This is a genomic window from Phytoactinopolyspora limicola (assembly GCF_011320225.1).
In the GTDB taxonomy this organism is placed as follows: Bacteria; Actinomycetota; Actinomycetes; order Jiangellales; family Jiangellaceae; genus Phytoactinopolyspora; species Phytoactinopolyspora limicola.
Window position 1 is genome coordinate 1 of sequence record NZ_JAAOEN010000024.1, and the last position, 20,271, is coordinate 20,271.

Annotated in this window: 19 protein-coding genes; 17 read left to right on the plus strand and 2 right to left on the minus strand. The window is 66.6% G+C overall.

Annotated features, from left to right (window positions below):
- From G8760_RS27755 to G8760_RS27790, 8 genes are all read left to right on the plus strand, one after another.
- Window positions 1-460: phosphotriesterase family protein (locus G8760_RS27755; protein WP_207782813.1), on the plus strand; the 460-nt coding region annotated here is incomplete at its 5' end.
- A gap of 107 nt (window positions 461-567) precedes the next feature.
- The gene (locus G8760_RS27760; protein ID WP_166356100.1) at window positions 568-1,542 is read left to right on the plus strand and encodes an alpha/beta fold hydrolase; all 975 of its coding nucleotides are present in this window, start codon (window positions 568-570) and stop codon (window positions 1,540-1,542) included.
- Between the two features lie 8 nt (window positions 1,543-1,550).
- A complete protein-coding gene (locus tag G8760_RS27765; RefSeq protein WP_166356101.1) occupies window positions 1,551-2,297 on the plus strand; it encodes an enoyl-CoA hydratase/isomerase family protein in 747 nt (248 codons plus the stop codon).
- 5 nt (window positions 2,298-2,302) lie between these two features.
- Window positions 2,303-3,085, plus strand: coding sequence for an enoyl-CoA hydratase-related protein (locus G8760_RS27770; RefSeq protein WP_246222712.1), 783 nt, complete (start codon window positions 2,303-2,305; stop codon window positions 3,083-3,085).
- A 225-nt stretch (window positions 3,086-3,310) separates the two neighbouring features.
- Window positions 3,311-4,960 (plus strand): ABC transporter substrate-binding protein, encoded by a 1,650-nt coding sequence (locus G8760_RS27775; protein ID WP_166356103.1) that lies wholly within the window; start codon window positions 3,311-3,313, stop codon window positions 4,958-4,960.
- A gap of 52 nt (window positions 4,961-5,012) precedes the next feature.
- Window positions 5,013-6,077, plus strand: coding sequence for an LLM class F420-dependent oxidoreductase (locus G8760_RS27780; RefSeq protein ID WP_207782814.1), 1,065 nt, complete (start codon window positions 5,013-5,015; stop codon window positions 6,075-6,077).
- A 31-nt stretch (window positions 6,078-6,108) separates the two neighbouring features.
- Window positions 6,109-7,536 carry an aldehyde dehydrogenase family protein gene (locus G8760_RS27785; RefSeq protein WP_166356104.1) on the plus strand — a complete coding sequence of 476 codons (1,428 nt, stop codon included), beginning with the start codon at window positions 6,109-6,111 and terminating at the stop codon, window positions 7,534-7,536.
- Between the two features lie 40 nt (window positions 7,537-7,576).
- A complete protein-coding gene (locus tag G8760_RS27790) occupies window positions 7,577-7,942 on the plus strand; it encodes a cupin domain-containing protein (RefSeq protein WP_166356105.1) in 366 nt (121 codons plus the stop codon).
- Between the two features lie 39 nt (window positions 7,943-7,981).
- Here the strand turns inward: G8760_RS27790 and G8760_RS27795 are convergent, their stop codons facing one another.
- Together G8760_RS27795 and G8760_RS27800 are read right to left on the minus strand one after the other, a co-directional pair.
- Complete coding sequence (locus tag G8760_RS27795; protein WP_166356106.1) at window positions 7,982-8,533, minus strand: YbaK/EbsC family protein; 552 nt, start codon at window positions 8,531-8,533, stop codon at window positions 7,982-7,984.
- A gap of 1 nt (window position 8,534) precedes the next feature.
- A complete protein-coding gene (locus G8760_RS27800) occupies window positions 8,535-9,089 on the minus strand; it encodes a YbhB/YbcL family Raf kinase inhibitor-like protein (protein ID WP_166356107.1) in 555 nt (184 codons plus the stop codon).
- 122 nt (window positions 9,090-9,211) lie between these two features.
- On the opposite strand from G8760_RS27800, the gene G8760_RS27805 reads away from it, so the two are divergent.
- From G8760_RS27805 to G8760_RS27845, 9 genes are all read left to right on the plus strand, one after another.
- Window positions 9,212-10,075: a GTPase gene (locus G8760_RS27805; protein ID WP_166356108.1), complete on the plus strand. Its 864-nt coding sequence runs from the start codon at window positions 9,212-9,214 to the stop codon at window positions 10,073-10,075.
- On the plus strand, window positions 10,072-11,577 hold the full coding sequence (locus G8760_RS27810) for a GTPase family protein (protein WP_166356109.1): 1,506 nt from the start codon (window positions 10,072-10,074) through the stop codon (window positions 11,575-11,577). Before G8760_RS27805 ends, G8760_RS27810 begins: the two co-directional genes overlap by 4 nt.
- A 229-nt stretch (window positions 11,578-11,806) precedes the next feature.
- The gene (locus G8760_RS27815) at window positions 11,807-12,448 is read left to right on the plus strand and encodes a single-stranded DNA-binding protein (RefSeq protein ID WP_166356110.1); all 642 of its coding nucleotides are present in this window, start codon (window positions 11,807-11,809) and stop codon (window positions 12,446-12,448) included.
- A 110-nt stretch (window positions 12,449-12,558) separates the two neighbouring features.
- Window positions 12,559-14,235 carry an energy-dependent translational throttle protein EttA gene (gene ettA / locus G8760_RS27820; RefSeq protein ID WP_166356111.1) on the plus strand — a complete coding sequence of 559 codons (1,677 nt, stop codon included), beginning with the start codon at window positions 12,559-12,561 and terminating at the stop codon, window positions 14,233-14,235.
- 607 nt (window positions 14,236-14,842) lie between these two features.
- The gene (locus G8760_RS27825) at window positions 14,843-16,168 is read left to right on the plus strand and encodes an ABC transporter substrate-binding protein (RefSeq protein ID WP_166356112.1); all 1,326 of its coding nucleotides are present in this window, start codon (window positions 14,843-14,845) and stop codon (window positions 16,166-16,168) included.
- Between the two features lie 37 nt (window positions 16,169-16,205).
- Window positions 16,206-17,189, plus strand: coding sequence for a carbohydrate ABC transporter permease (locus G8760_RS27830; protein ID WP_166356113.1), 984 nt, complete (start codon window positions 16,206-16,208; stop codon window positions 17,187-17,189).
- 4 nt (window positions 17,190-17,193) lie between these two features.
- Entirely contained in the window at window positions 17,194-18,096 is a 903-nt protein-coding gene (locus tag G8760_RS27835) for a carbohydrate ABC transporter permease (RefSeq protein WP_166356114.1), read from the plus strand.
- Between the two features lie 31 nt (window positions 18,097-18,127).
- Window positions 18,128-19,279 (plus strand): ABC transporter ATP-binding protein, encoded by a 1,152-nt coding sequence (locus G8760_RS27840; protein ID WP_166356115.1) that lies wholly within the window; start codon window positions 18,128-18,130, stop codon window positions 19,277-19,279.
- Window positions 19,276-20,271, plus strand: coding sequence for an NAD-dependent epimerase/dehydratase family protein (locus G8760_RS27845; protein WP_166356116.1), 996 nt, complete (start codon window positions 19,276-19,278; stop codon window positions 20,269-20,271). The genes G8760_RS27840 and G8760_RS27845 overlap by 4 nt, the downstream gene beginning before the upstream one ends.

The following is a 20,271-nucleotide window of genomic DNA, read 5'->3' on the forward strand; positions in this document are numbered from 1 at the left end:
TCGGGCGCAGAAGGAGACCGGGCTGGGTTTGGTGTTGCATGCGGTGAAGAGTGAGGTGGGGGCGTGGATGTTGGATGTCCTCGAGGATGAGGGTGTTGATCTGCGGCGGGTGGCGGTGGGGCACTGTGACACGTATCCGAAGGTGGATTATCACGAGAGTCTGGCCCGTCGTGGCGCCATGGTTATGTACGACGGTTGCAGCGGCTTCGACGCCATCAATCAGGAGCGGCGGCTGAACAATGCCGTCGAGCTGATCCGCCGGGGCTGGGGATCCAGCCTGCTGCTCTCTCACGACGTCTGCGTACTGGCCATGCGGGAACGGCGCGGCGGACCCGGTTACACCTACGTGTTCAACCAGATGCGTCCCGACCTCGTCGCTGCCGGAGTGGACGAGGAGGTGGTCGAGGCGATCTTCACCGAGAACCCCCTGCAATTGCTCATCGGAAGTCGTGATCGCTGACAACGCTGTCCCGCACCGTATCCGCGTCGACGCCCGGCTTTAGCTCACGCCACGTGAGTGGGCGTTGGTTGGCCGCGGTCCGGGACTCGAAGAGAGACGAGGATGACATGAGCAACAGACGAGGTACACCGCTGAACCGCCGCACCATGCTGGGCGCTGTGGCCGCCGGAGCGGGTTTGGTCGCGCTCAACCCGGCCGGGGCTCTTGCCGCGCCGCCGGACCACGCCGGTCGGCCCGGTGGTCCCAAACCACGCGAGACACTCCTGCCGGCCCAGACGTCATGGGACCCAGAGCCGGAGTTCAGAGGCACCCAGGGGTTCGTCGAGCTGCCTGACGTGCGGCTGTGGTGCTGGGATTCCGGAGGGACGGGCCAGGCCATCATCTTCCTGCATGCCCATGTCGGTAGCGGGGCGACGTGGAACTACCAGCATGACGCGCTCTCGAAGGCCGGGTACCGGGTGATCAGCTACTCCCGTCGTGGTTATGACATGTCCGAGCGGGGGCCGGAGGACGATCCGGGAACGATGGCAGATGACCTCGACGCGCTGGCGACGGCGTTGGGTATCGACCGGTTCCACGTGGTCGGCACGGCCGGTGGTGGCTTCGCCGTCTTCGACTACGCGTTGTCCTTCCCGGAGCGGCTGCTCAGCGCCACCGTCGCGTCGACCCTCGCCGGCATCCAGGAACCGGAGTTTCAGGATGTGACGAGGGCGATCCTGCCGCCGGGCTGGTTCGAGTTGCCCGAGGACTTCCGCGAGTTGGGGCCGTCGTACCGGGCGGCGAACCGGGAGGGGACAGCGGCATGGCTGGACCGCGTGGAACATGCGTATGACAACTACATGCCGCAGGGCTCCAAGAACGCCATCACGTGGGACGCGATCAGCCGGGTGCGGACACCCGTCATGCTGTTGACCGGGACGTGTGACCTCTACCTACCGCCCGCCAGGCTGCGACAGATCGCCAGCCACGTGCGCCAATCCGAGACGGTCGTGATCAGCGAGGCCGGGCACACGCCGTTCTGGGAGCAGTATCTGGCCTACAACAAGGCCGTGCTCTCGTTCGTGCGCAAACATCGACGGTGAGGTCAGGGATGTCCGAGATCGAGTTCGAAGCCACCGAGGACGGTGTCGGCGTCATCACGCTGAACCGTCCGGAGAAGCTCAATGCCTTCAACTTCGCCATGCACCGCCAGCTCGCAACCGTGTTGACCAGCTCGGAGCTGCAGGATCTGCGGGCGGTGGTGCTCACCGGCTCTGGCACCGCGTTCTGCGCGGGTACCGACCTCGCCGAGTTGGGCGACCAACTCGGCGAGGCGGGTTCGGCGGCGTTCGAGGTGTCGACCGGGTCCGAGCTGTCGGCGAACTTCCGCGGCGCCCGACCGGTGATCATCGCGGCGGTCCGTGGCTACGCACTCGGTCTGGGCACCCTGGTGGCTATGCTCGCCGATCTGGTGGTGTGCGCCGACGATGCGCAGTTCGGGCACCCGGAGATCACCCATGGCCTGGTGCAGGGTAACGGCATCCCACGTCTACGTGAGGTCGTGGGAACCCGCAACGCCATGTCGCTCCTCGTGACCGGACGCCGGATTCCGGCCCAGGAGGCGTTGGCGATGGGCATGGTCAACGAGGTGGTGCCGGAAGCGGGGTTAGCTGATCGTGCCCGCGAGCTAGCTACCCAGATCGCCGGGAACTCCACCTATGCGGTGCACATGACCAAACGTTTCTTCTATGAGGCGGCCGAGATGCCCTACTCGGTGGCGGTACAGGCCGGCTACCGGGTGATGCGGACCGCTCAGCTGGCCCGGCGCGAACAGGCCAGCGCCACGTTCAGCTGGTGAGCGTCATGCTGCCGGCTGATCTCGTGGAGCTCGACGTCACGGGCCACGTCGCCACCGTGACGTTGAACCGCCCCGACGTGCTCAACGCGGTGAGTACACCGATGTACGAGCGTGTGCTGGAGGTCTTCACCGGGCTCGACGTCGCCTCCGATGTGTGGTGTGTGGTGCTCCGTGGGCGAGGGCGCGCTTTCTGTGTGGGTGCTGATCGGGCGGAGCGGGCCACCATGACCGACCAGGAGTTGCGCCGGCGGCGCGCACTGACTCCGCGGGTGTTCGACGCGATCTACCACTGTGGCCCGCCGGTTATCGCCCAGCTCCACGGCTATGCCCTCGGCGGCGGGTTGGAGCTGGCTCTGGCCTGCGACCTGCGCGTGTCCGCCGACGATGCGGTGTTGGGGCTGATCGAGACCAGCATGGGTTCGATGCCGGCCGGCGGGGGCACCCAGGTGTTGCCGCGGCTGGTTGGCCCCACGCTGGCCAAAGAACTCGTGCTCACCGGACGCCGGTTCGTCGCTGAGGAGGCGCGGTCATGGGGTTTGCTCAACCGGGTGGTTCCGGCCAGCGGCCTGGAGTCAGTGGTCGCTGAGCTGGCCGCGGCGGTGACTACGGTGGGCCCGCTGGCGAATCGCCAGGCCAAACGGGCGCTGAACTTGGCGTTCGACGTGGATGTGCGGGCCGGCGTGGAAGCCGAAGCGGCGTTATACGAACGCTTGGTGACCAGCCGTGACCGGCTCGAAGGTGTGGCCGCGGCCAAGGAGCGCCGCCGGCCGGAGTTCACGGGAGAGTAGAAGTGAGTGAGCCTTGTCGGCATATTTGACGTGTGATACATTACAGATCTCCTGTAATGTACGGAGCACTCGACTTCCTATGGAGAGCGCTGGCTCTACACACGGGTTCGCTCCCGCGCCGCCGGGGCGGGCTCTGCCGGTCCACACCGGATCGGATCTGTTACGAGCGGCGGGTCTTCGTTCGTGCCGCACGCGTTCGGCTTTCGGTGATAGGAGCGCACAAAGATGGTGAAGCGAAGGTTCAGCCTCGTAGTGGCCGGTGCGGCCGCGGCGTTGCTTGCGGTCGCGGGATGTAGCGACACCAACGGTGGAACGGGAGGCGACGCGGAACGAGAGCGGCCGACCATCGTGTACGGCATCGGCGCCACCCAGATCACCGCCATGGATCCCACCCAGGCGGTCCAGCCGTTGGACCGAGTGTCCACCATGATGATCTTCGACGGACTAGTCCGGTACCACGTCGGAGACGTCTCCGCGCCATTCGAGCCGGGTATCGCCGAAGCGGTTCCCGAGCCGGAGATGGACGGTGACACCCAGACATGGACCATCCGGATCCGCGACGACGTCGTCTGCCCGGCGGGCCGTCATACGGAGGCCTACCAGCTCACCGCCGACGACGTCGCGTACTCACTCAACCGCGCCGCTGACCCGGACCGGTCGAACTTCGCGGTGAACTACGCGGCCTTCGACACAGTGGAAGTGGTCGACGAGTCCACTGTCCGGGTCATCATGAGCACACCGCAGTCGCCTACGGCGTTCCTGCCACTCATCAGCAATTGGGGGCCCGCCGGGATCGTCTGCATGCAGGCTGTCGAGGCCGAGGGCGACGAGGAGTTCGCCAAATACCCCGTGGGCACTGGCCCGTTCATGCTCGATAGCTACACCCCGAGCCAGTCGCTCAAGCTCGTGGCGAACGACGACTACTATCTCGGCGAACCACTCGCTGCCGGATGGGAGTTCCGGTTCATCAGCGACGACGCAGCCCGGCAGGCCGCACTACTCAGCGGCGACCTGGACGCTGCCGATGCTGGTGCGGGCGACGGCGGTCGGTGGCTCGATCAGGTCGACGCCCACGACGGCTTGAAAGCCGTGGCCACGCCGATCTTCGGTACCTGGTACTTCCTGTTCAACACCGAACACGAGCCGTTGGACGACGTCCGAGTGCGGCAGGCGATCTCCCACGCGATCAACCGCGACGAGATCATCGCCGTCACCGGCGAGAATCTCGCCTTCCCCACGAAGAGTGTCGTCGACAGCGCGTTGCCTGGCGGGATCCCCAGCGAACACGTCGAGGAGGCCGGGCTCGAGTACGAGTTCGACCTCGATCGGGCCAGGGCGCTGCTGGCCGAGGCCGGCCACGAAGGAGGCGGCTTCTCCCTCGACATCGTGTCGCCGAACGCGGGCGGGGTGTTGACGTACTACGAGATCGTTCAGGCGCAACTGAAAGAGATCGGCGTCACCGTCAACATCGAGACCGTCGACACCGCCACCTGGCAACAACGTGTCTTCTCCGGCAGCGAACCCTTCGTGGTGAGCCTGGTGGCCTTCCGGCCCACCCCTCAGGTCACGTTCGGCGAGTTCTTCCATTCCGACTCGATGGTCGTGGGTGGCGCCCGGCCGGCGCAGAACTTCTCCTTCTATGGCGGCGCCGACGACCTCATCGAGCAGGCCGGCGCCGAGACCGATCCCGACCGCCAGCAGGAGCTGTGGCAGCAGATCGGCGACAAGCTCCTGGACGACGTCGTGGTGAAGCCGTTGATGGTCACCAAACGCGCTTACGGCGCCGTCGACGGATTCACCCTGGGCGGCACCGAGCCGGCCGAGAGCGTCCCGGGTAACTGGCAGGCCGGTCACGACGCCACCATCCGGGAATGACCACGCACTCGCGAGGCACTGGCCAGCGCGTGAGGTATCGAGAGGAGTACCGATGATCGAAAGAATCGGCTGCACGGTGGGGATGCTGGGAGACCCCGAGCATCCGGGCGATATCACCGCCGCCGTGCGGACCGTGGAAGACGCTGGCTACGAGTCGGCGTGGACCTGGGAGTCGTTCGGTCCAGACTGCTTCACGCCCCTGGCGTGGTGGGGTTCACGTTCGACGTCGATGCGGTTGGGCACGGCCGTGGCACAGATGGCCGCACGGGCCCCCACCGCGATGGCCATGGCGGCGATGACGCTGGACAAGCTGTCCGGCGGCCGGATGGTGGTCGGACTCGGTGTGTCCGGGCCGCAGGTGGTCGAGGGTTGGTACGGGGTGCCGTTCGAGCGGCCCCTGGGCTGGACCCGCGAGTACATCGACATCATGCGTCAGACGATGGCACGCGAGCGGGTGTCCTACCGTGGCACCACGTACAACCTGCCGATCTCTGGGGGTAGCGGTCTCGGCAAGTCGATCCGGACCGCGCTGCGGGACGCGCCGCGCACCGACATCCCCATCCATCTCGGCGCCGAAGGTCCGAAGAACATCTCGCTAGCGGCCGAGATCGCCGATGGCTGGCTGCCCACGAACTTCTCGCCGCTGGCTGACGACTGGTACCGGGAACGGCTGGAGATCGGGTTCAAGGCCCGTCCTGGCGGGAGGCCGGAGCATTTCGAGATCGCCCCGGCTGCCTCGATCTCGATCGGCCCGGACACCGAGACCGCGGCGGCCCGGTTGAAGCCGGGTATCGCCTTCCAGGTGGGCGCCAATGGTGCGGAGAACATGAACTTCCACCTCAACGCGGTAGCGCGGCTGGGCTTCGAGGAGCCGTGCCGGGAGATCCAGGAACGGTTCCTGGCTCGCGACCGGGAAGGTATGGCGGCAGCCGTGCCGACGGAGATGGTGGAGGCGATCGCACTGGTTGGTACGCCGGAGAAGATCAAAGCCGACCTGATGCGCTGGCACGACACCGTCGCGACGTCGTTCATCGCCCGGGCTTCTCTCAAGGATTTGGTGACGCTGGCGGGGATCTTCCACTCCACCACCGGCGCAGCGGCTGAGCAGAGCGCTTGAGTGTGGTGAGGGCGGATGGAAGTGGTCACGGATGACGTCGAGTAGTCCAGCGGGAGCGGATCGGTATCAGCATTGGATCGGTGGTCGCGAGCACTCTCCGGCGGCCGGAGAGTGGATCGTCTCTATTCGGCCCGGTGGTACCGAACCCCTCCATGAGATCGCCCGGGGAGACGCCGAAGATGTCGACAGTGCCGTGCGGGCCGCGCAAGCGGCCGCGCCCCCGTGGGCGGCTGCCCGGCCGGCCCGGCGCGGCCGGGTTCTCGCCGGTATCGCCGCCGGCATCCGCGATCAACTCAGCCGCCTCGCCGAATTGGAGGCCGCCGAGACGGGGAAGCCGCGGCAGCAGGCAGAGATCGAGATCAAAGGTGCGGCCGCCTATTTCGAGTACTACGCCGGGCTGGTCAATCTCCCCACCGGCGACATCATCGACCTGGGCGCCGGGTTCCACGGCTACACCCGGCACGAACCCTTCGGCGTCGTGGGTGTGATCACGCCGTGGAACGTGCCGCTCAACCAAGCCGCTCGTGCGGTGGCCCCAGCCCTCGCCGTCGGCAACGCGGTGGTCTGCAAACCGTCGGAGCATACGTCGGCCACCACGGTGGAGCTGGGCCGGATCGCCGCCGACGCGGGGCTGCCACCAGGAGTGCTCAACGTCGTGACGGGTATGGGAGCCGTCGCCGGTCAGGCCGTCGTCGAACATCCGGGGGTGCGCAAGGTGGCGTTCACCGGATCAGTGCGGGCGGGACGGGAGATCGGCCGGATCGCCGCCGACAAGATCATCCCGGTCACCTTGGAGCTCGGGGGCAAGTCTCCCAACATCGTGTTCGCCGACGCTGATCTGCCGGCGGCCGTGGCCGGTTCGGTGCGCGCGTTCGTGGCCAACGCCGGCCAGGTGTGCTCCAACGGCACCCGTCTTCTGGTCGCCGAAGAGATCCATGAAGAGTTCGTGGATTCCCTGGCGGCGGCCGTTGCCGACGTCAAGCCCGGAACCGACTACGGCCACCAGACCACCCGGGAGCAGTTCGATGCCGTCCTGTCGTACTTCGACATCGCCGCTGCTGAGGGAGCCACCTTAGTCACGGGTGGCCGGGCCACGGGCGAGGGCTGGCTGATCGAGCCGACGGTCTACACCGGCGTCACCAACCAGATGCGGATCGCCCGGGAGGAGATCTTCGGCCCCGTCGTGGTGGTCATCCCGGTCGCCGACGAGGCCGACGCGATCGGTCAGGCCAACGATTCCGAGTACGGACTCGCGGCCGGTGTATGGACGCGTGACCTGGCTCGTGCCCACCGGGTAGCGGCGCAGTTGCAGGCCGGTCAGGTGTTCGTCAACGACTGGACGGCCGGGCTGGTCGAAGGGCCGTTCGGAGGCTACAAGAACAGCGGGCACGGCCGCGAGAAGGGAGTGGAGGCACTTCGGCACTACACCCAGACGAAGTTCGTATCGATCAAGATCTGAGTGCCCTGACCGGGCATGGAACACACATGAGGAGCTGCTCGTGACCACCAACCTCCGTCCAGCCGAGTTCGACTTGACCCAACGGAAACAGCGACCGCTGGTTCCGCCGAGTGCTACCCCCATCAAGCCGGAGGAGATCCTCACCCGCAATCACATCATCCACATCAGCGACGACAAGAAGGTCGTGTACGGCCTGTGGGAGTGTGAACCCGGCACGTCACGGTGGGAGTACGAAGACCGGCAGGAGATGATCTACGTCCTGGCGGGCAAGATGACCGTCCAAGAGGACGGCGGCGACCCGGTCGAGCTGACGCCGGGCATGAGCGCGGCGTTCCCGGTGGGCTGGCGTGGCACCTGGGACGTCCACGAGACGTTCAAGAAGATCTACGTCGTCGTGCGACCCTGACGCGCAAGCACGGGTGAATCCCCGCGCTGTGGTGCTGCCTCACGGTGCGGGACGGCCCAGCCCCTCCACCACCTCCGCGCCGGGCCAGGCGGCCAGCTGCGATCCAGGGATCGTCAGCTTCGACCGTCGCAGCCCGCTGCCGATGACGGCGGATGGCAGCGTGGCGACGGCGGGGTCCACCAGGATCGGCCACCCGTCGGGTAGGCCAAGCGGGGTGATCCCGCCGTACTCCATGCCGGTGGCGATCACGGCTTCGTCCATGGGCAGAAACGACGCTTTGCGGACATCGAGGTAGCGGCGCACCACGCCGTTGACGTCGGCTCGCGTCGTCGCCAGCACCATGCAGGCGGCGACGCGAACCTCGCCGCCCCGGCGGCCGGCCACCACAACACAGTTCGCCGACGCGTCGAGTGCCACGTCGTAAGCGGCGCAGAATTCCGCCGTGTCCGCGAGCGTCGGATCGATCTCCGCGACCGATACGTCCACGGCTGGTTGGTCGGTCAACGCGCGGCGTACCGGCTCGGCCAGGAGATCCGGGCGCTGTTGGGCCGGGACCGTGGCCAGTCGGCCGATGGTGGCGGGGCCGGTCATGTCAGTGGGAGTAGACGGGGACGACCATGCCACGGGCCAGCGTGTGGAAGGCGAGGTTGAAGGAGACCACCGCCGGCGTGGCGTCGTCGCCCACTCCCTCGGCCCGCAGCGACGGCACGTCGACGGCGTGGACCACGAAGAAGTAGCGGTGTGGGACGTCGCCCGCCGGTGGTGCGGCGCCGGCGTAACCATACCCGCCGGTGTCGTTGCGCACCGAGAACGAGCCGTCGGGTAGCCCGAGTCCGTCGGCTGCTCCGGCACCCCGGGGGATCTCGGTGATCCGCGCGGGTATGTCGACTACACCCCAGTGCCAGAAGCCGCTGGGGGTCGGGGCGTCCGGGTCGAAGCACGTGACGACATAGCTGAGGGTGCCTTCGGGCGCACCTGACCACCGAAGGTGCGGTGAGAGGTTCTCGCCGGTCATGCCCCAGTCGTTGAAGAGGAAGTCGTTCGCCAGTTGCTCGCCGTCCTGGACGTCGTCGCTTTCGACATGAAAACTCCCGACCTGGGGTAGTAGGGAGTAAGGATCGGGAGCGGTCGGCCGCTCGAGCGACATGAGATCCTCCAGAGTGTTGTCGGCGTCGATAGTGACGTTAATGCAAACATGTCGGTGTGGCGCAACCGTCTCACGATCGCATGTATGACGCTTTGGGCGTTTTGTGTCGATTGCTGGGCGATATGGAATTCCCCTTCGACTCCGCGAGCGCGGCGGCTACCCGGCGGACCCTGGAGGAGGCACAAGCACTGCTGGAGCACTACGTCCTGATCCGGCCGCGCCGGGCCGACACGCCACTGCTGGTGGCGGTCTGTGGCGCCACCGGTGCCGGCAAGTCGACCTTGGTGAACTCGGCCGCTGGAGAGATCGTCACCACTCCGGGGGTGCTCCGGCCCACCACTCGGGTCCCCGTGTTGGTGCATCACCCGTCCGACACCCCGTGGTTCCCCAGCGAGCACGTCCTCTCCGAACAACGGTCGGCCGTCCGGGTGCCGAGGGGCGTCGTGCTGATGGACACTCCACCGCTGGCGTCGATCGCCGACACCAACCGACCGGCGGCGCCGCCGGCCATCGCAGCCGCCGATCTCTGGATCTTCATGACCACCGCGGCGCGTTACGCCGACGCGGTGCCATGGCACGTGCTGGCCCGGGCCGCCGACCGCCGGGTTCCGATCACCGTCGTGGTCAACCGCGTACCCACGGACGCCATGACCGAGATCCGAACCCACCTCGCCAGCCTGTTGGCTGCCCGGGGGCTCGGCTCGGCCACCCTCTTCGCGGTGGAGGAGACCACACTCGACAGCTCGGGTATGTTCCCGACACACGTCGCCGAGCCGGTCGTGCGCTGGCTGCATGAGGTCCCCGGCGAGGTCTCGGTGCGCACCGTCATGGCCCAGCGTGCGGTCGACGGCGCGATCGACCACGTGCTGGCCTTGGTGTCCCAGGCCCTGGACGAGGCCGAGGTCGACGTGTTCGGCGACGCCGAGCGGGCCGAATTGGGCGTGGCCATCGCCGACGTGCGGGCCGTGCGAGGTGCGGCCGGATGACCACCCGCCTGGCTGCACTCGCCACCGCGCTCGACGCTGGTTCCGGGCGGTTCTTCGACCCCTCCACAACCCAGGCCCGGGCCGTCCTCGACCGGGCCGGTGCTCGCCTGGAGCATTCCCTCGAACACACTGTCGTGGCGCTGGCCGGCGCCACCGGCAGCGGTAAGTCGTCGCTGTTCAACGCGCTGTGTGGCATGGGGATCGCCCGAGTGGGAGTGCGCCGGCCGACCACCTCACGGCCGTTGGCATGTGTCTGGGGGATCAGCGGCGCCGAGGCCCTGCTGGACTGGCTCGATGTCCCCGACGAAGGCCGGGTGTCCCGCGAGAGCGTCCTCGACTCCGGTGCGTCGGATGCGTTGGACGGGCTGGTATTGCTGGATCTGCCCGACCACGACTCCACCGAAGCCGACCACCAGCGCACGGTTGACCGTCTGGTCGATCTGGTCGACCTGTTCATCTGGGTGATGGATCCGCAGAAGTATGCCGATGAGGCTGTCCACGAGCGTTACCTCCGCGGGCTGTCGGCACACGATGACGTCACGGTCGTGGTGCTCAACCAGATCGATCGACTACGCGCCGACGACGTCGATGCCTGCCTCGCCGACCTGCGACGGTTGCTCGACGACGACGGCCTGACCGGTGCCCGGTTGTACCCCGTGTCCGCGGTCACTGGCGCCGGCGTCGACGAGTTGCTTGAGTTGCTCCGCGACACGGTCGCCAAGCGGCTGGCCATTCGGGAACGTATCGAGGCCGACACCCGGCGCATCGCGCTGCGTATGGAACAGGTGGTCGGTTCGGCCGCTCCCGGTGAGCTCGGCCCGGGGGAACACGAGCGTCTGGTGGACGGCTTGGCCGCCGCGGCGGAGGTCGATCAACTCGCCACGGCGGCGGGCCGGATGTACCTGCGGCGTGGGCGCGCGGCCCAGCCGCCCGAACCACCCGTCATCGACGAAGCTGTGACCACCCCCGTCGTCGAGGAGTACGGTACGGCCGCGGTTGGTTCGCTGAGCGCCGGATGGGGCGGCTCGATCCGGGCCGCCGCGACCGAAGCGGCAGCCGATGTGCCGGACCAGCTGGTGCGCGAGCTGGCCGAACTCGATCTTCGTGAACGCCCGCCACGCTGGTGGCAGCTGACCGGGGCGGTGGAGTGGCTCGCGATACTGACCGGGGTGGTCGGCGGTGGGTGGGCGCTCCTCGTGGAGCTCCGCTCCCGGTTCGAGTGGGGATGGCTGGACCGGCTGGATATCGCCGAACCCGAAGTGATCGGCAGCCCGGTGTCACTCGTGCTGCTGGTGACAGGTGGGGTGGTGGCCCTCGTCCTCGCCGTCGTGCGTTATCTGGCGGCCCGCCGTGCCCGACGTCGCCGGGCCGACGAAGCGCGGGCGGAGCTACGAGCGGTGGTGGACCGCGTCGCTACCAACGTGGTGGAGAAGCCGGTGGGCGCCGAGCTTGATCGTTACCGGACCTTCCGGGAGGCGTTGGCTGACGCGGCCGCCGACTAACCTCCCCTTCCCTCCTCCTCCCCTTCCGGTGATCATTGGCTTTTGACTACCGGATCCGGTAGTCAAAAGCCAATGATCACCGGAAGGGGAGGAGGAGGGAAGGTTGTCCACAGGTCATGGCGGGAGTCGTGGCAGGTTATCCACAACCGTCGATCGGGGTCTTCCGGTGCGCGGTCGGATCGGGGAGTGTCGAAGCAGTCATCTCCAAGACGAGTACAGGAGGTACTGGATGACTGCCGCAACACTGACCGTCACCGGGAATGTCGCCAGCGAGGTCGTGCGTGAGGAGAAGCGTGACACCAAGGAGCCTTGGACCCATTTCCGGATGGCGTGTAATGAACGCCGGTATGACGCCCAGGCCGGGTCGTGGGTGGACGGCGAGCCGTCCTTCTACACCGTCGTCTGCTGGCAATCTCAGTTGGCCAAGAACATCTGCCTATCGCTGAAGAAGGGCGACCCGGTCGTCGTCCATGGAAAGGTCCGGGTCCGGGAGTGGCGTGACAACAAGAACGTGCAACGGTTCAGTGCGGAGATCACGGCGAGCTCCATCGGGCATGATCTGTTCCGGGGTACGTCCACGTTCCAGCGGAACACCCGGGTGTCACAGGTAACGCCGGACAGCGCCGAGGTCATGGAGAAGCTGGCGCCGTACGTGTCCGAGAGCGACGGCGTCGACCAAGCGTCGGGTGAGGTCATTCCTGGTGACGGCGACGCCGTGCCGTGGCCTTCGACGCCGCCGGAGCCACCGGCGGCGCGGACGATGGAAGTCGGCTCGGGGCCGGGTACCGCCGTCGCCGGCGACGAATCCGATGATGACGACGACAACCAGGACGAAGCTGGCAACCTGGCCGAGGTGGGCCTGGCGGCTTGAGCGGCGGTACCCGTTTGGTGGCTCCGGGCTGCTCCGGAGCCACCAAACGTCACGAGCTGGGGCATGCCGTTTAAGGATTCGCCGTCGGAGGCCGTAGGCTGGGGAGCGCTATGGCGGAATTCATCTACGTGATGCGCAAGGCGCGCAAGGCGCACGGCGACAAAGTCATCCTCGACGACGTCACGCTCGCGTTCCTTCCAGGGGCGAAGATCGGTGTTGTCGGCCCGAACGGGGCCGGTAAATCGAGCGTGCTGAAGATCATGGCCGGCGTCGACCAGCCGTCCAACGGCGAGGCCTACCTCACTCCCGGTTACACGGTCGGCTTCCTTGCTCAGGAGCCAGCCCTGAACGAGGAGAAGACGGTCCTCGGCAACGTCGAGGAAGGTGTGGCCGAGACGAAGGCGATGCTCGACCGGTTCAACGAGATCGCCGAGAAGATGGCGACCGACTACTCCGATCAACTGCTCGACGAGATGGGCAAACTCCAGGAACAGCTGGACCATCGCAACGCCTGGGACCTGGACTCCCAGCTCGAACAGGCCATGGACGCATTGCGGTGCCCACCTCCGGACGCGGATGTCAGCGTGCTCTCCGGTGGTGAACGGCGCCGCGTCGCACTGTGCCGGCTCCTGCTGGAGCAGCCCGACCTGTTGCTGCTCGACGAACCCACCAACCACCTGGACGCGGAGAGCGTGCAGTGGTTGGAGCAGCATCTCGAGAAGTACCCAGGCACGGTTGTGGCGGTCACCCACGACCGCTACTTCCTCGACCACGTGGCCGAGTGGATCGCCGAGGTAGACCGCGGCCGAGTCCACGGCTATCAGGGCAACTACACGACGTACCTGGAGAACAAGCAGGCTCGGCTGAAGGTCGAGGGGCAAAAAGACGCCAAGCGGCAGAAGCGGTTGAAAGACGAGCTCGACTGGGTCCGGTCCAACGCTCGTGGCCGGCAGACCAAGCAGCGTGCTCGACTGGGCCGCTACGAGGAGATGGCGGCCGAGGCGGACAAGGCCCGCAAGCTCGATTTCGACGAGATCCAGATCCCGCCGGGGCCGCGGCTTGGCAACGTCATCGTCGAAGCCGAAGGGTTGGGCAAGGGGTTCGAGGACCGCACCCTGATGAAAGACCTGTCTTTCTCGCTGCCCCGCAACGGCATCGTCGGCATCATTGGTCCCAACGGTGTCGGTAAGACGACGCTGTTCAAGATGATCGTCGGTGACGAGTCGCCGGATGCCGGTACGTTGCGGATCGGTGACACGGTTAAATTGTCCTACGTCGACCAGTCGAGGGCGGGGATCGACTCCGCTAAGACGGTGTGGGAGGTCGTCTCCGACGGCCTGGATCACATCAAGGTGGGCCAGGTCGAGATGCCTAGCCGGGCCTACATCGCCGCCTTCGGGTTCAAAGGTCCCGACCAACAGAAGCCATCCGGGGTGCTGTCCGGTGGCGAGCGCAACCGGCTCAACCTCGCACTGACCCTCAAGCAGGGCGGAAACCTCATCTTGCTGGATGAGCCCACCAACGACCTGGACGTCGAGACGTTGCAGTCGTTGGAGAACGCCCTGCTGGAGTTTCCTGGTTGCGCCGTGATCACCTCACACGACCGCTGGTTCCTGGACCGGGTGGCCACCCACATCCTCGCGTGGGAAGGTGACGCGGAAGATCCGGCCAAATGGTTCTGGTTCGAGGGCAACTTCGACGCGTACGAGAAGAACAAGATCGAGCGGCTGGGAGCTGAGGCGGCGCGCCCGCATCGGGTCACTTACCGCAAGCTCACCCGCGACTGAAACAACAGGCGGGCTTACCGGCCATCTCGGCCGCGGGCCGGTCGCCGGCAACCGCCGTCCTGTAGCCGTCGCGCCGTCATCGAAGGTCGGCCCCGGGTCTCGTCCCGGGGCCGGCCTTCTTTTTGCGCCCAAGGTCCCGCGCCAGAACCCCCGGCGGGGAGCGATGACGGCCGCCCGTGACCGGTCCGGCAACCTCAACCAAGGACCCTCTCACCGCGGTTGTGCGTCGACTGAGGAGAACGCGGTCTAGCGCTGTGCCCGGCGCCAGGATCAACGCGCCCGGCGCGTCGGCCGCCAGTGATCGTTAGCGGATTTCCGCCCCCGGGCCCGGTGATCGTTGCCGGATTCGCGTCGCGATAGCGACCGAAATCCGGCAACGATCACCGGTGAGGAGGGCGGAAATCCGCTAACGATCACGGCGGCTTAGAGCCCGGATCCGGCGCTTAACGCCATGTGGCGGTAGCGAAGTGCGGGGCACACCAGGCGATCCGGTTGGTCCGGAGGGCACCTGTCGCTGCGCAGCGGTTGACAAATGATGGAGATGTTTATTCAATATGCCTGACTGTCGACAAATGAAAGTCTCTAACGCTCAGTGAAAGTCACCGGGATGTCGACCATCAACCGGAAGGACGGATACAGCGTGGTGAAGACGAGAAGCAGGACCTGGATGGTGGCCGCCCTTGCCGCGGTACTCGCGGCGGGATGTGGCGGCAGCGGGGGAGGATCGGGCGACGCCGACGCCGACGCCGACGCCGTGACCACGATCCGGGTGCCCAGCTGGTGGTTCGGTGAGCCCGGCAACCGTGACTGGCTGAACGCCGCGATCGAGGCCTTCGAGGCGGAGAACTCCGACGTCAAGGTCGAGGGTTACGAGTTGGCCTTCGGTGACTACACCGACCAGGTCCTCACCGAGGTGTCGGCTGGTGATCCGCCGGACGTGCTGCACCTGACCCTGACGAACATCGGCGACTTTCGACGGATCGGAGCCCTGGCTCCGCTCGACGAGTATCTCGCCGAGAGCGACATCGACGAGCAGACCTACGTGCCAGCCCAGTGGGAAGAACCGCTCACCGTCGATGGCACCACCTATGGCGTCATTCAGATGATCGCCAACTACACACCGTTCTACAACGTAGACATGTTGGCCGAGAAAGGTTATGACGAGTTCCCGGCCGACCCGGAGAGCTTCTACGCGATGGTCGAGGACATCGCCGATCCTCCCGAGCAGTACGGATACGCGGCGATGCTGCGGCCCGGATCGGCTCAGCAGACCTACCTCGACATCGCCCAGTGGGTGATCGCCAATGGCGGCCGGCTCGCCCGGGACGGTGAGGTCACCATCGATGCGCCGGAGAACGTCGAGGCACTCGAAGATCTGCGGGCACTGTATGAAGGCGGCGGAATGCCGCTCGACGTCGACAAGTCCACCTACCGGCAGATGTGGTGGGAGGGCAAGATCGGCGTCATCTTCGACGGCTCCTGGATGATGGGTTTCGCCGAGGACAACAATCCGGACATCGTCGATCGGCTCGATACCGCGTACCTGCCCTGGCCAGGGCAGGCCACCGCGTCGACCTACCAGCTCTGGGCGGTCTCCGAGGCGAGCCCGAACAAGGAGGAAGCCTTCCGGTTCATCGCGTTCCTCCAGAGCCAGGAGTGGCAGAAGGAGATGATCGAGACTACTCGTGCGGTGTCTCCACGCACTGACGCGATGCCCGAGGGATTCCTCGACGAGAACCCGTGGTTCGAGATCTTCGACGAAGCCGCCCGCGAATTCTCGGTCCCGATCATGCCGCCGGAGCTGCTGGACCATGGCAACGAGGTGATCCGCATCGTCACCGGCGCATTCGAGGCTGCCTTGTACCGGGGGACCCCGGTGGCCGACGCGCTGGCTACCGCCCAAGCTGAGGTAGAGGCCGTTGTCGGCGACTGATCAGGGAGCCCGAAGCGCCGGACACGCACGGAATGGCGTGGGCGCTGTGGCCGCCGGGATACCCGCCACACCCGGCGGCCCGGCTCCGCCATCTCCGGCCGCGCGCAGGGCGCGGTCGCGGTCCGCGTCGACGCGGCACCGGGCGGCCGGGCGTGAGGAGAAGTGGCTGCCGTACGTTTTGACCCTGCCCATCTTGGCCACCGCCGCGGTTTTGATCTTCGTGCCGCTGGGCCTAGGGATATGGGTCAGCTTCACCGACGCCGACACCCTGAGCCCCGATGCGTTGACCGGCGAGTTCACCGTCGAGAACTACACGAAGTTGGTGTCGGACGGGGCGTTCTGGAACTCGGTGCGGGTGACCGTGGTCTACTCCGTCGGCAGTGTCCTGGGCAGCCTGGTGCTGGGGTTGCTGACCGCCGTGGTGCTCAACCGCGCGTTCCGCTACCGGGGGCTGGTCCGCACGTTGATCTTGCTGCCGTGGGCGGTGCCGAACGTGGTGGCCGTACTCGTCTGGGTGTGGATGTATAACCCGCAGCACGGCGTGCTCAACTACCTGCTGACCCGCCTCCCGTTGGTTGACACCGCACCGTCCTGGCTGAGCAGCCCGAGTTATTCGATGCTCGCGGTGATCATCGTCACCGTCTGGAAGTCCTATCCGTTCAGCACATTGATGTTCCTGGCTGGCTTGCAGGGTATCCGGCATGACCTTTATGAGGCCGCCGCGATCGACGGTGCGAACGGCTGGCGGCAGTTCCGCGACATCACTCTTCCGGGGTTGCGCAGCGTGGCCAGTGTTGTAGTGGTCCTGGTCACCATCTGGAGTTTCGGTGAGTTCACCTTCATCTTCCTCATGACCGAAGGTGGGCCGGCCGGAGCGACCGAGACGCTCGTGCTCAACATGTATCAGCGTGCCTTCCGCTTCTTCGACGCCAGCTACGCGTTCGCGGTCGGCATGGTGCTGTTGCTGCTGGCGGTCGCGATCACCGCGGTGTACGCACGGATCACCCGGGTGAGGTGGTGAAGCCATGACTAAAACGCTCACCAGAACGTCCGCAACGGCGACGGCACTCACACCCGTCCCCGCCGGTGTGCACCGGCTGGCCCGGCTGTGCCGTGCCGCTGGGCTCTTCCTCCTGATCGTCGCACTGGTGTTGATCGCGATCTTTCCGATCTATTGGATGCTCGTCACCTCGGTTCAACCTTCGACGAGTCTGTTCTCGTGGCCGCCGCGGCTGGTCCCCAGCGACGGGGTGAGCCTCGGGGCATACACGGAGATGCTGACCTCGTCGGGGCTGTTGGGTTGGGTCGGCACCAGCATCCGGGTCTCGCTGGCTACCGCGTCGATCTCCGTGGTGGCGGCGTCGCTAGCGGCGTATGCGTTGTCCCGGTTCAGCTTCCGCGGCAGCAAGGCAACCGAGATAGGCATGCTGGCCACCCAGATGTTCCCGGGTATCTTGCTGGCCCTGCCGATGTACCTCGTCTTTCTCCGACTCGGCCTCGTCGACGACGTCAACGGGTTGACCCTGGCGTACCTGGCGTTCATCGTCCCCGTCAGTGCCACGCTGCTCAAAGGGTTCTTCGACTCCATTCCGAAAGACCTCGAAGAGGCGTCGCTCATCGACGGCACATCGCGTATGGGTGCGTTCTTCCGGGTGACGTTGCCGTTGTCGGCGCCGGGCCTGGCGGCGACCTTCCTGTTCGCGTTCATCGTGTCCTGGAACGAGTACCTGTTCGCGCGGATCTTGGTGCGGAGCGCGGAGAACTGGACGATCTCGTTGGGCATCGCTTCGTACATCGGGGAGTACGTCACCCCGTGGGACCAGATCATGGCCGGCGCCGTGCTGGTCACCCTGCCGGTCGCGGCGATGTTCCTGTTCCTTCAGCGCTACCTGCTCCAAGGCCTGACCGCTGGTGCGGTCAAGGGTTAGCGGGCGCCGTGCTTCGAGTAAGGAGAGCTTCATGGGTCATGCCGAACTGCGCGACCTGACCAGGGTCTTCGGTGACGTCGTCGCCGTCGACCACGTCGACCTCTCGATGGCCGACGGCGAGTTCGTCGTGCTCGTCGGCCCATCCGGGTGCGGCAAAACAACCACCCTGCGCATGATCGCGGGGCTGGAGACCGTCTCGTCAGGTCAGATCCTCATCGACGGGTCCGACGTGACGAACGCGCCGCCGCGGGCTCGCGACATCGCGATGGTCTTTCAGAGCTACGCGCTGTATCCACATATGACGGTTGCCCGCAATCTCTCGTACCACCTGCGGCTGCGGCGCCGTCCCAAACACGAGATCAACGAGCGGGTGCAGCGGATCGCGGCCGCCCTCGACATCGAGGCGCTGCTGGACCGGCGGCCGGCTCAGTTGTCCGGCGGCCAGCGCCAGCGGGTGGCGCTGGGCCGGGCGATCATCCGGGAGCCAACGCTGTTCCTCATGGACGAGCCGTTGAGCAACCTCGACGCGAAGCTACGGGTGCAAACCCGGGCCGAGATCGTGGCGTTGCAGCGGCGGCTCGGTGTGACGACGGTCTACGTGACACACGATCAGACCGAGGCGATGACCATGGGATCGAAGATCGTGGTCATGAAAGACGGGCGGGTGCAGCAGATCGACTCGCCGGCGCGGGTCTACAGCGATCCGGCCAACACGTTCGTCGCCCAGTTCATCGGAAGCCCGGCGATGAACCTTGTCCAGGTGGAATTGGTTCCCGACGGCGACCCGGTCCGGCTGCGATCACCTGGCGGCTGGTCCGTCGACGTGCCGGAGCCGCTGGCCGGGCGGCTGCGAGCAACGGCCCCGGAGCGAGCCCTGGTGATGGGGGTGCGGCCGGAGGATCTCCACCTGGCATCGGACCCGGACTCGGGCGGGCTGCCGTTCGAGGTGGTGGTGATCGAGAACCTGGGCCATGAGGTGCTCATCGACGGCACCGTCGGTGAACATGGGCCGCGGGCCGTCGTGCGCGCTGGTACCGGCCTGCTGGATCGGCTACGGCCCGGTGACCGGATCCAGGTGCGGCCGGACTGGCCGAGAGTGCGGTTCTTCTCCGCCAACGATGGGAGCGCGGTTGTGCTCGACCAGCACGGCTTACGACAACGAGACGAGGTGACGGTCCGGTGAAGGCTCTGGTGACGGGTGCGGCCGGCCGGGTGGGGCGGCGTTTGACCACCCGGCTGCGGGACGCTGGTGTTGATGTCGAGGCGCTGGTGCTCCCCGACGATACGGCCGGGCAGGAGTGGCTGACCGCGCAGGGTGTGCGCTGCTATGTGGGCACACTGGGCGAGCGCCAGCTGCTGCGTGAGGCCTGCGCCGGAGCGTCGTACGTCGTCCACCTAGCCGCCGTCATGGACTGGTCAAGCGAAGCCGACCATACGGTGTTCGAGCAGAACGTGCGGGGCACGTTGAACCTGGTTGAGGCAGCGGCCGGCAGCACCGAGCTGCGGAGGTTCTTTCTGGCCAGTAGCGACGAGGTCTACCCGTCGCTGGGGGCGGCGTACGTGCCGATCGACGAGGCACATCCGCAACGCCCCTACAGCGCCTACGGGCTGAGCAAGCAGCTGGCCGAGTCGATCGTCGACTACTTCGGCCGGGCCCGAAGGGTACCCGTGACCACGGCCCGGTTCGCGCTGGTCACCGAGGCACGTGAGGTGCTCAGCCCGGACGGCTGGTTGGGCCGGTTCCTGTTCGCGCGGCCGTTCCTGGGAATGTTGCGGGCTACCGGCCGGGAGGCAGCGGCGGCGGTGCTCGAAGCGGCCGGAGGGTACGACCCTGACGTGCTCGTCGACGCGATGGACGACGCGGGACAGCCCTACACCTTCCACGTGGTGGACGTGCGTGACCTCGTCGAGGGGATCTGGTTGCAGCTCACCGAGGAAGCCGCGGTGGGTGAGACGTTCAACCTCAGCGGGCCAGCGCCGTTCACCTATAGCGAGGCCGCGGACCTCTTGGCCGAGGCCACCGGACGCCGGGTGGTCCGAGTCCGGCTACCCGGTGTGCGGATCGACGTGTCGCACGACATCACGAAGGCCCAACGGATGCTTGGCTATGCACCGGAGATCGACATCGGGAGACTCATCGGCACCGCGACCCGTGCCGGTGCGGCAAAGGAGTGA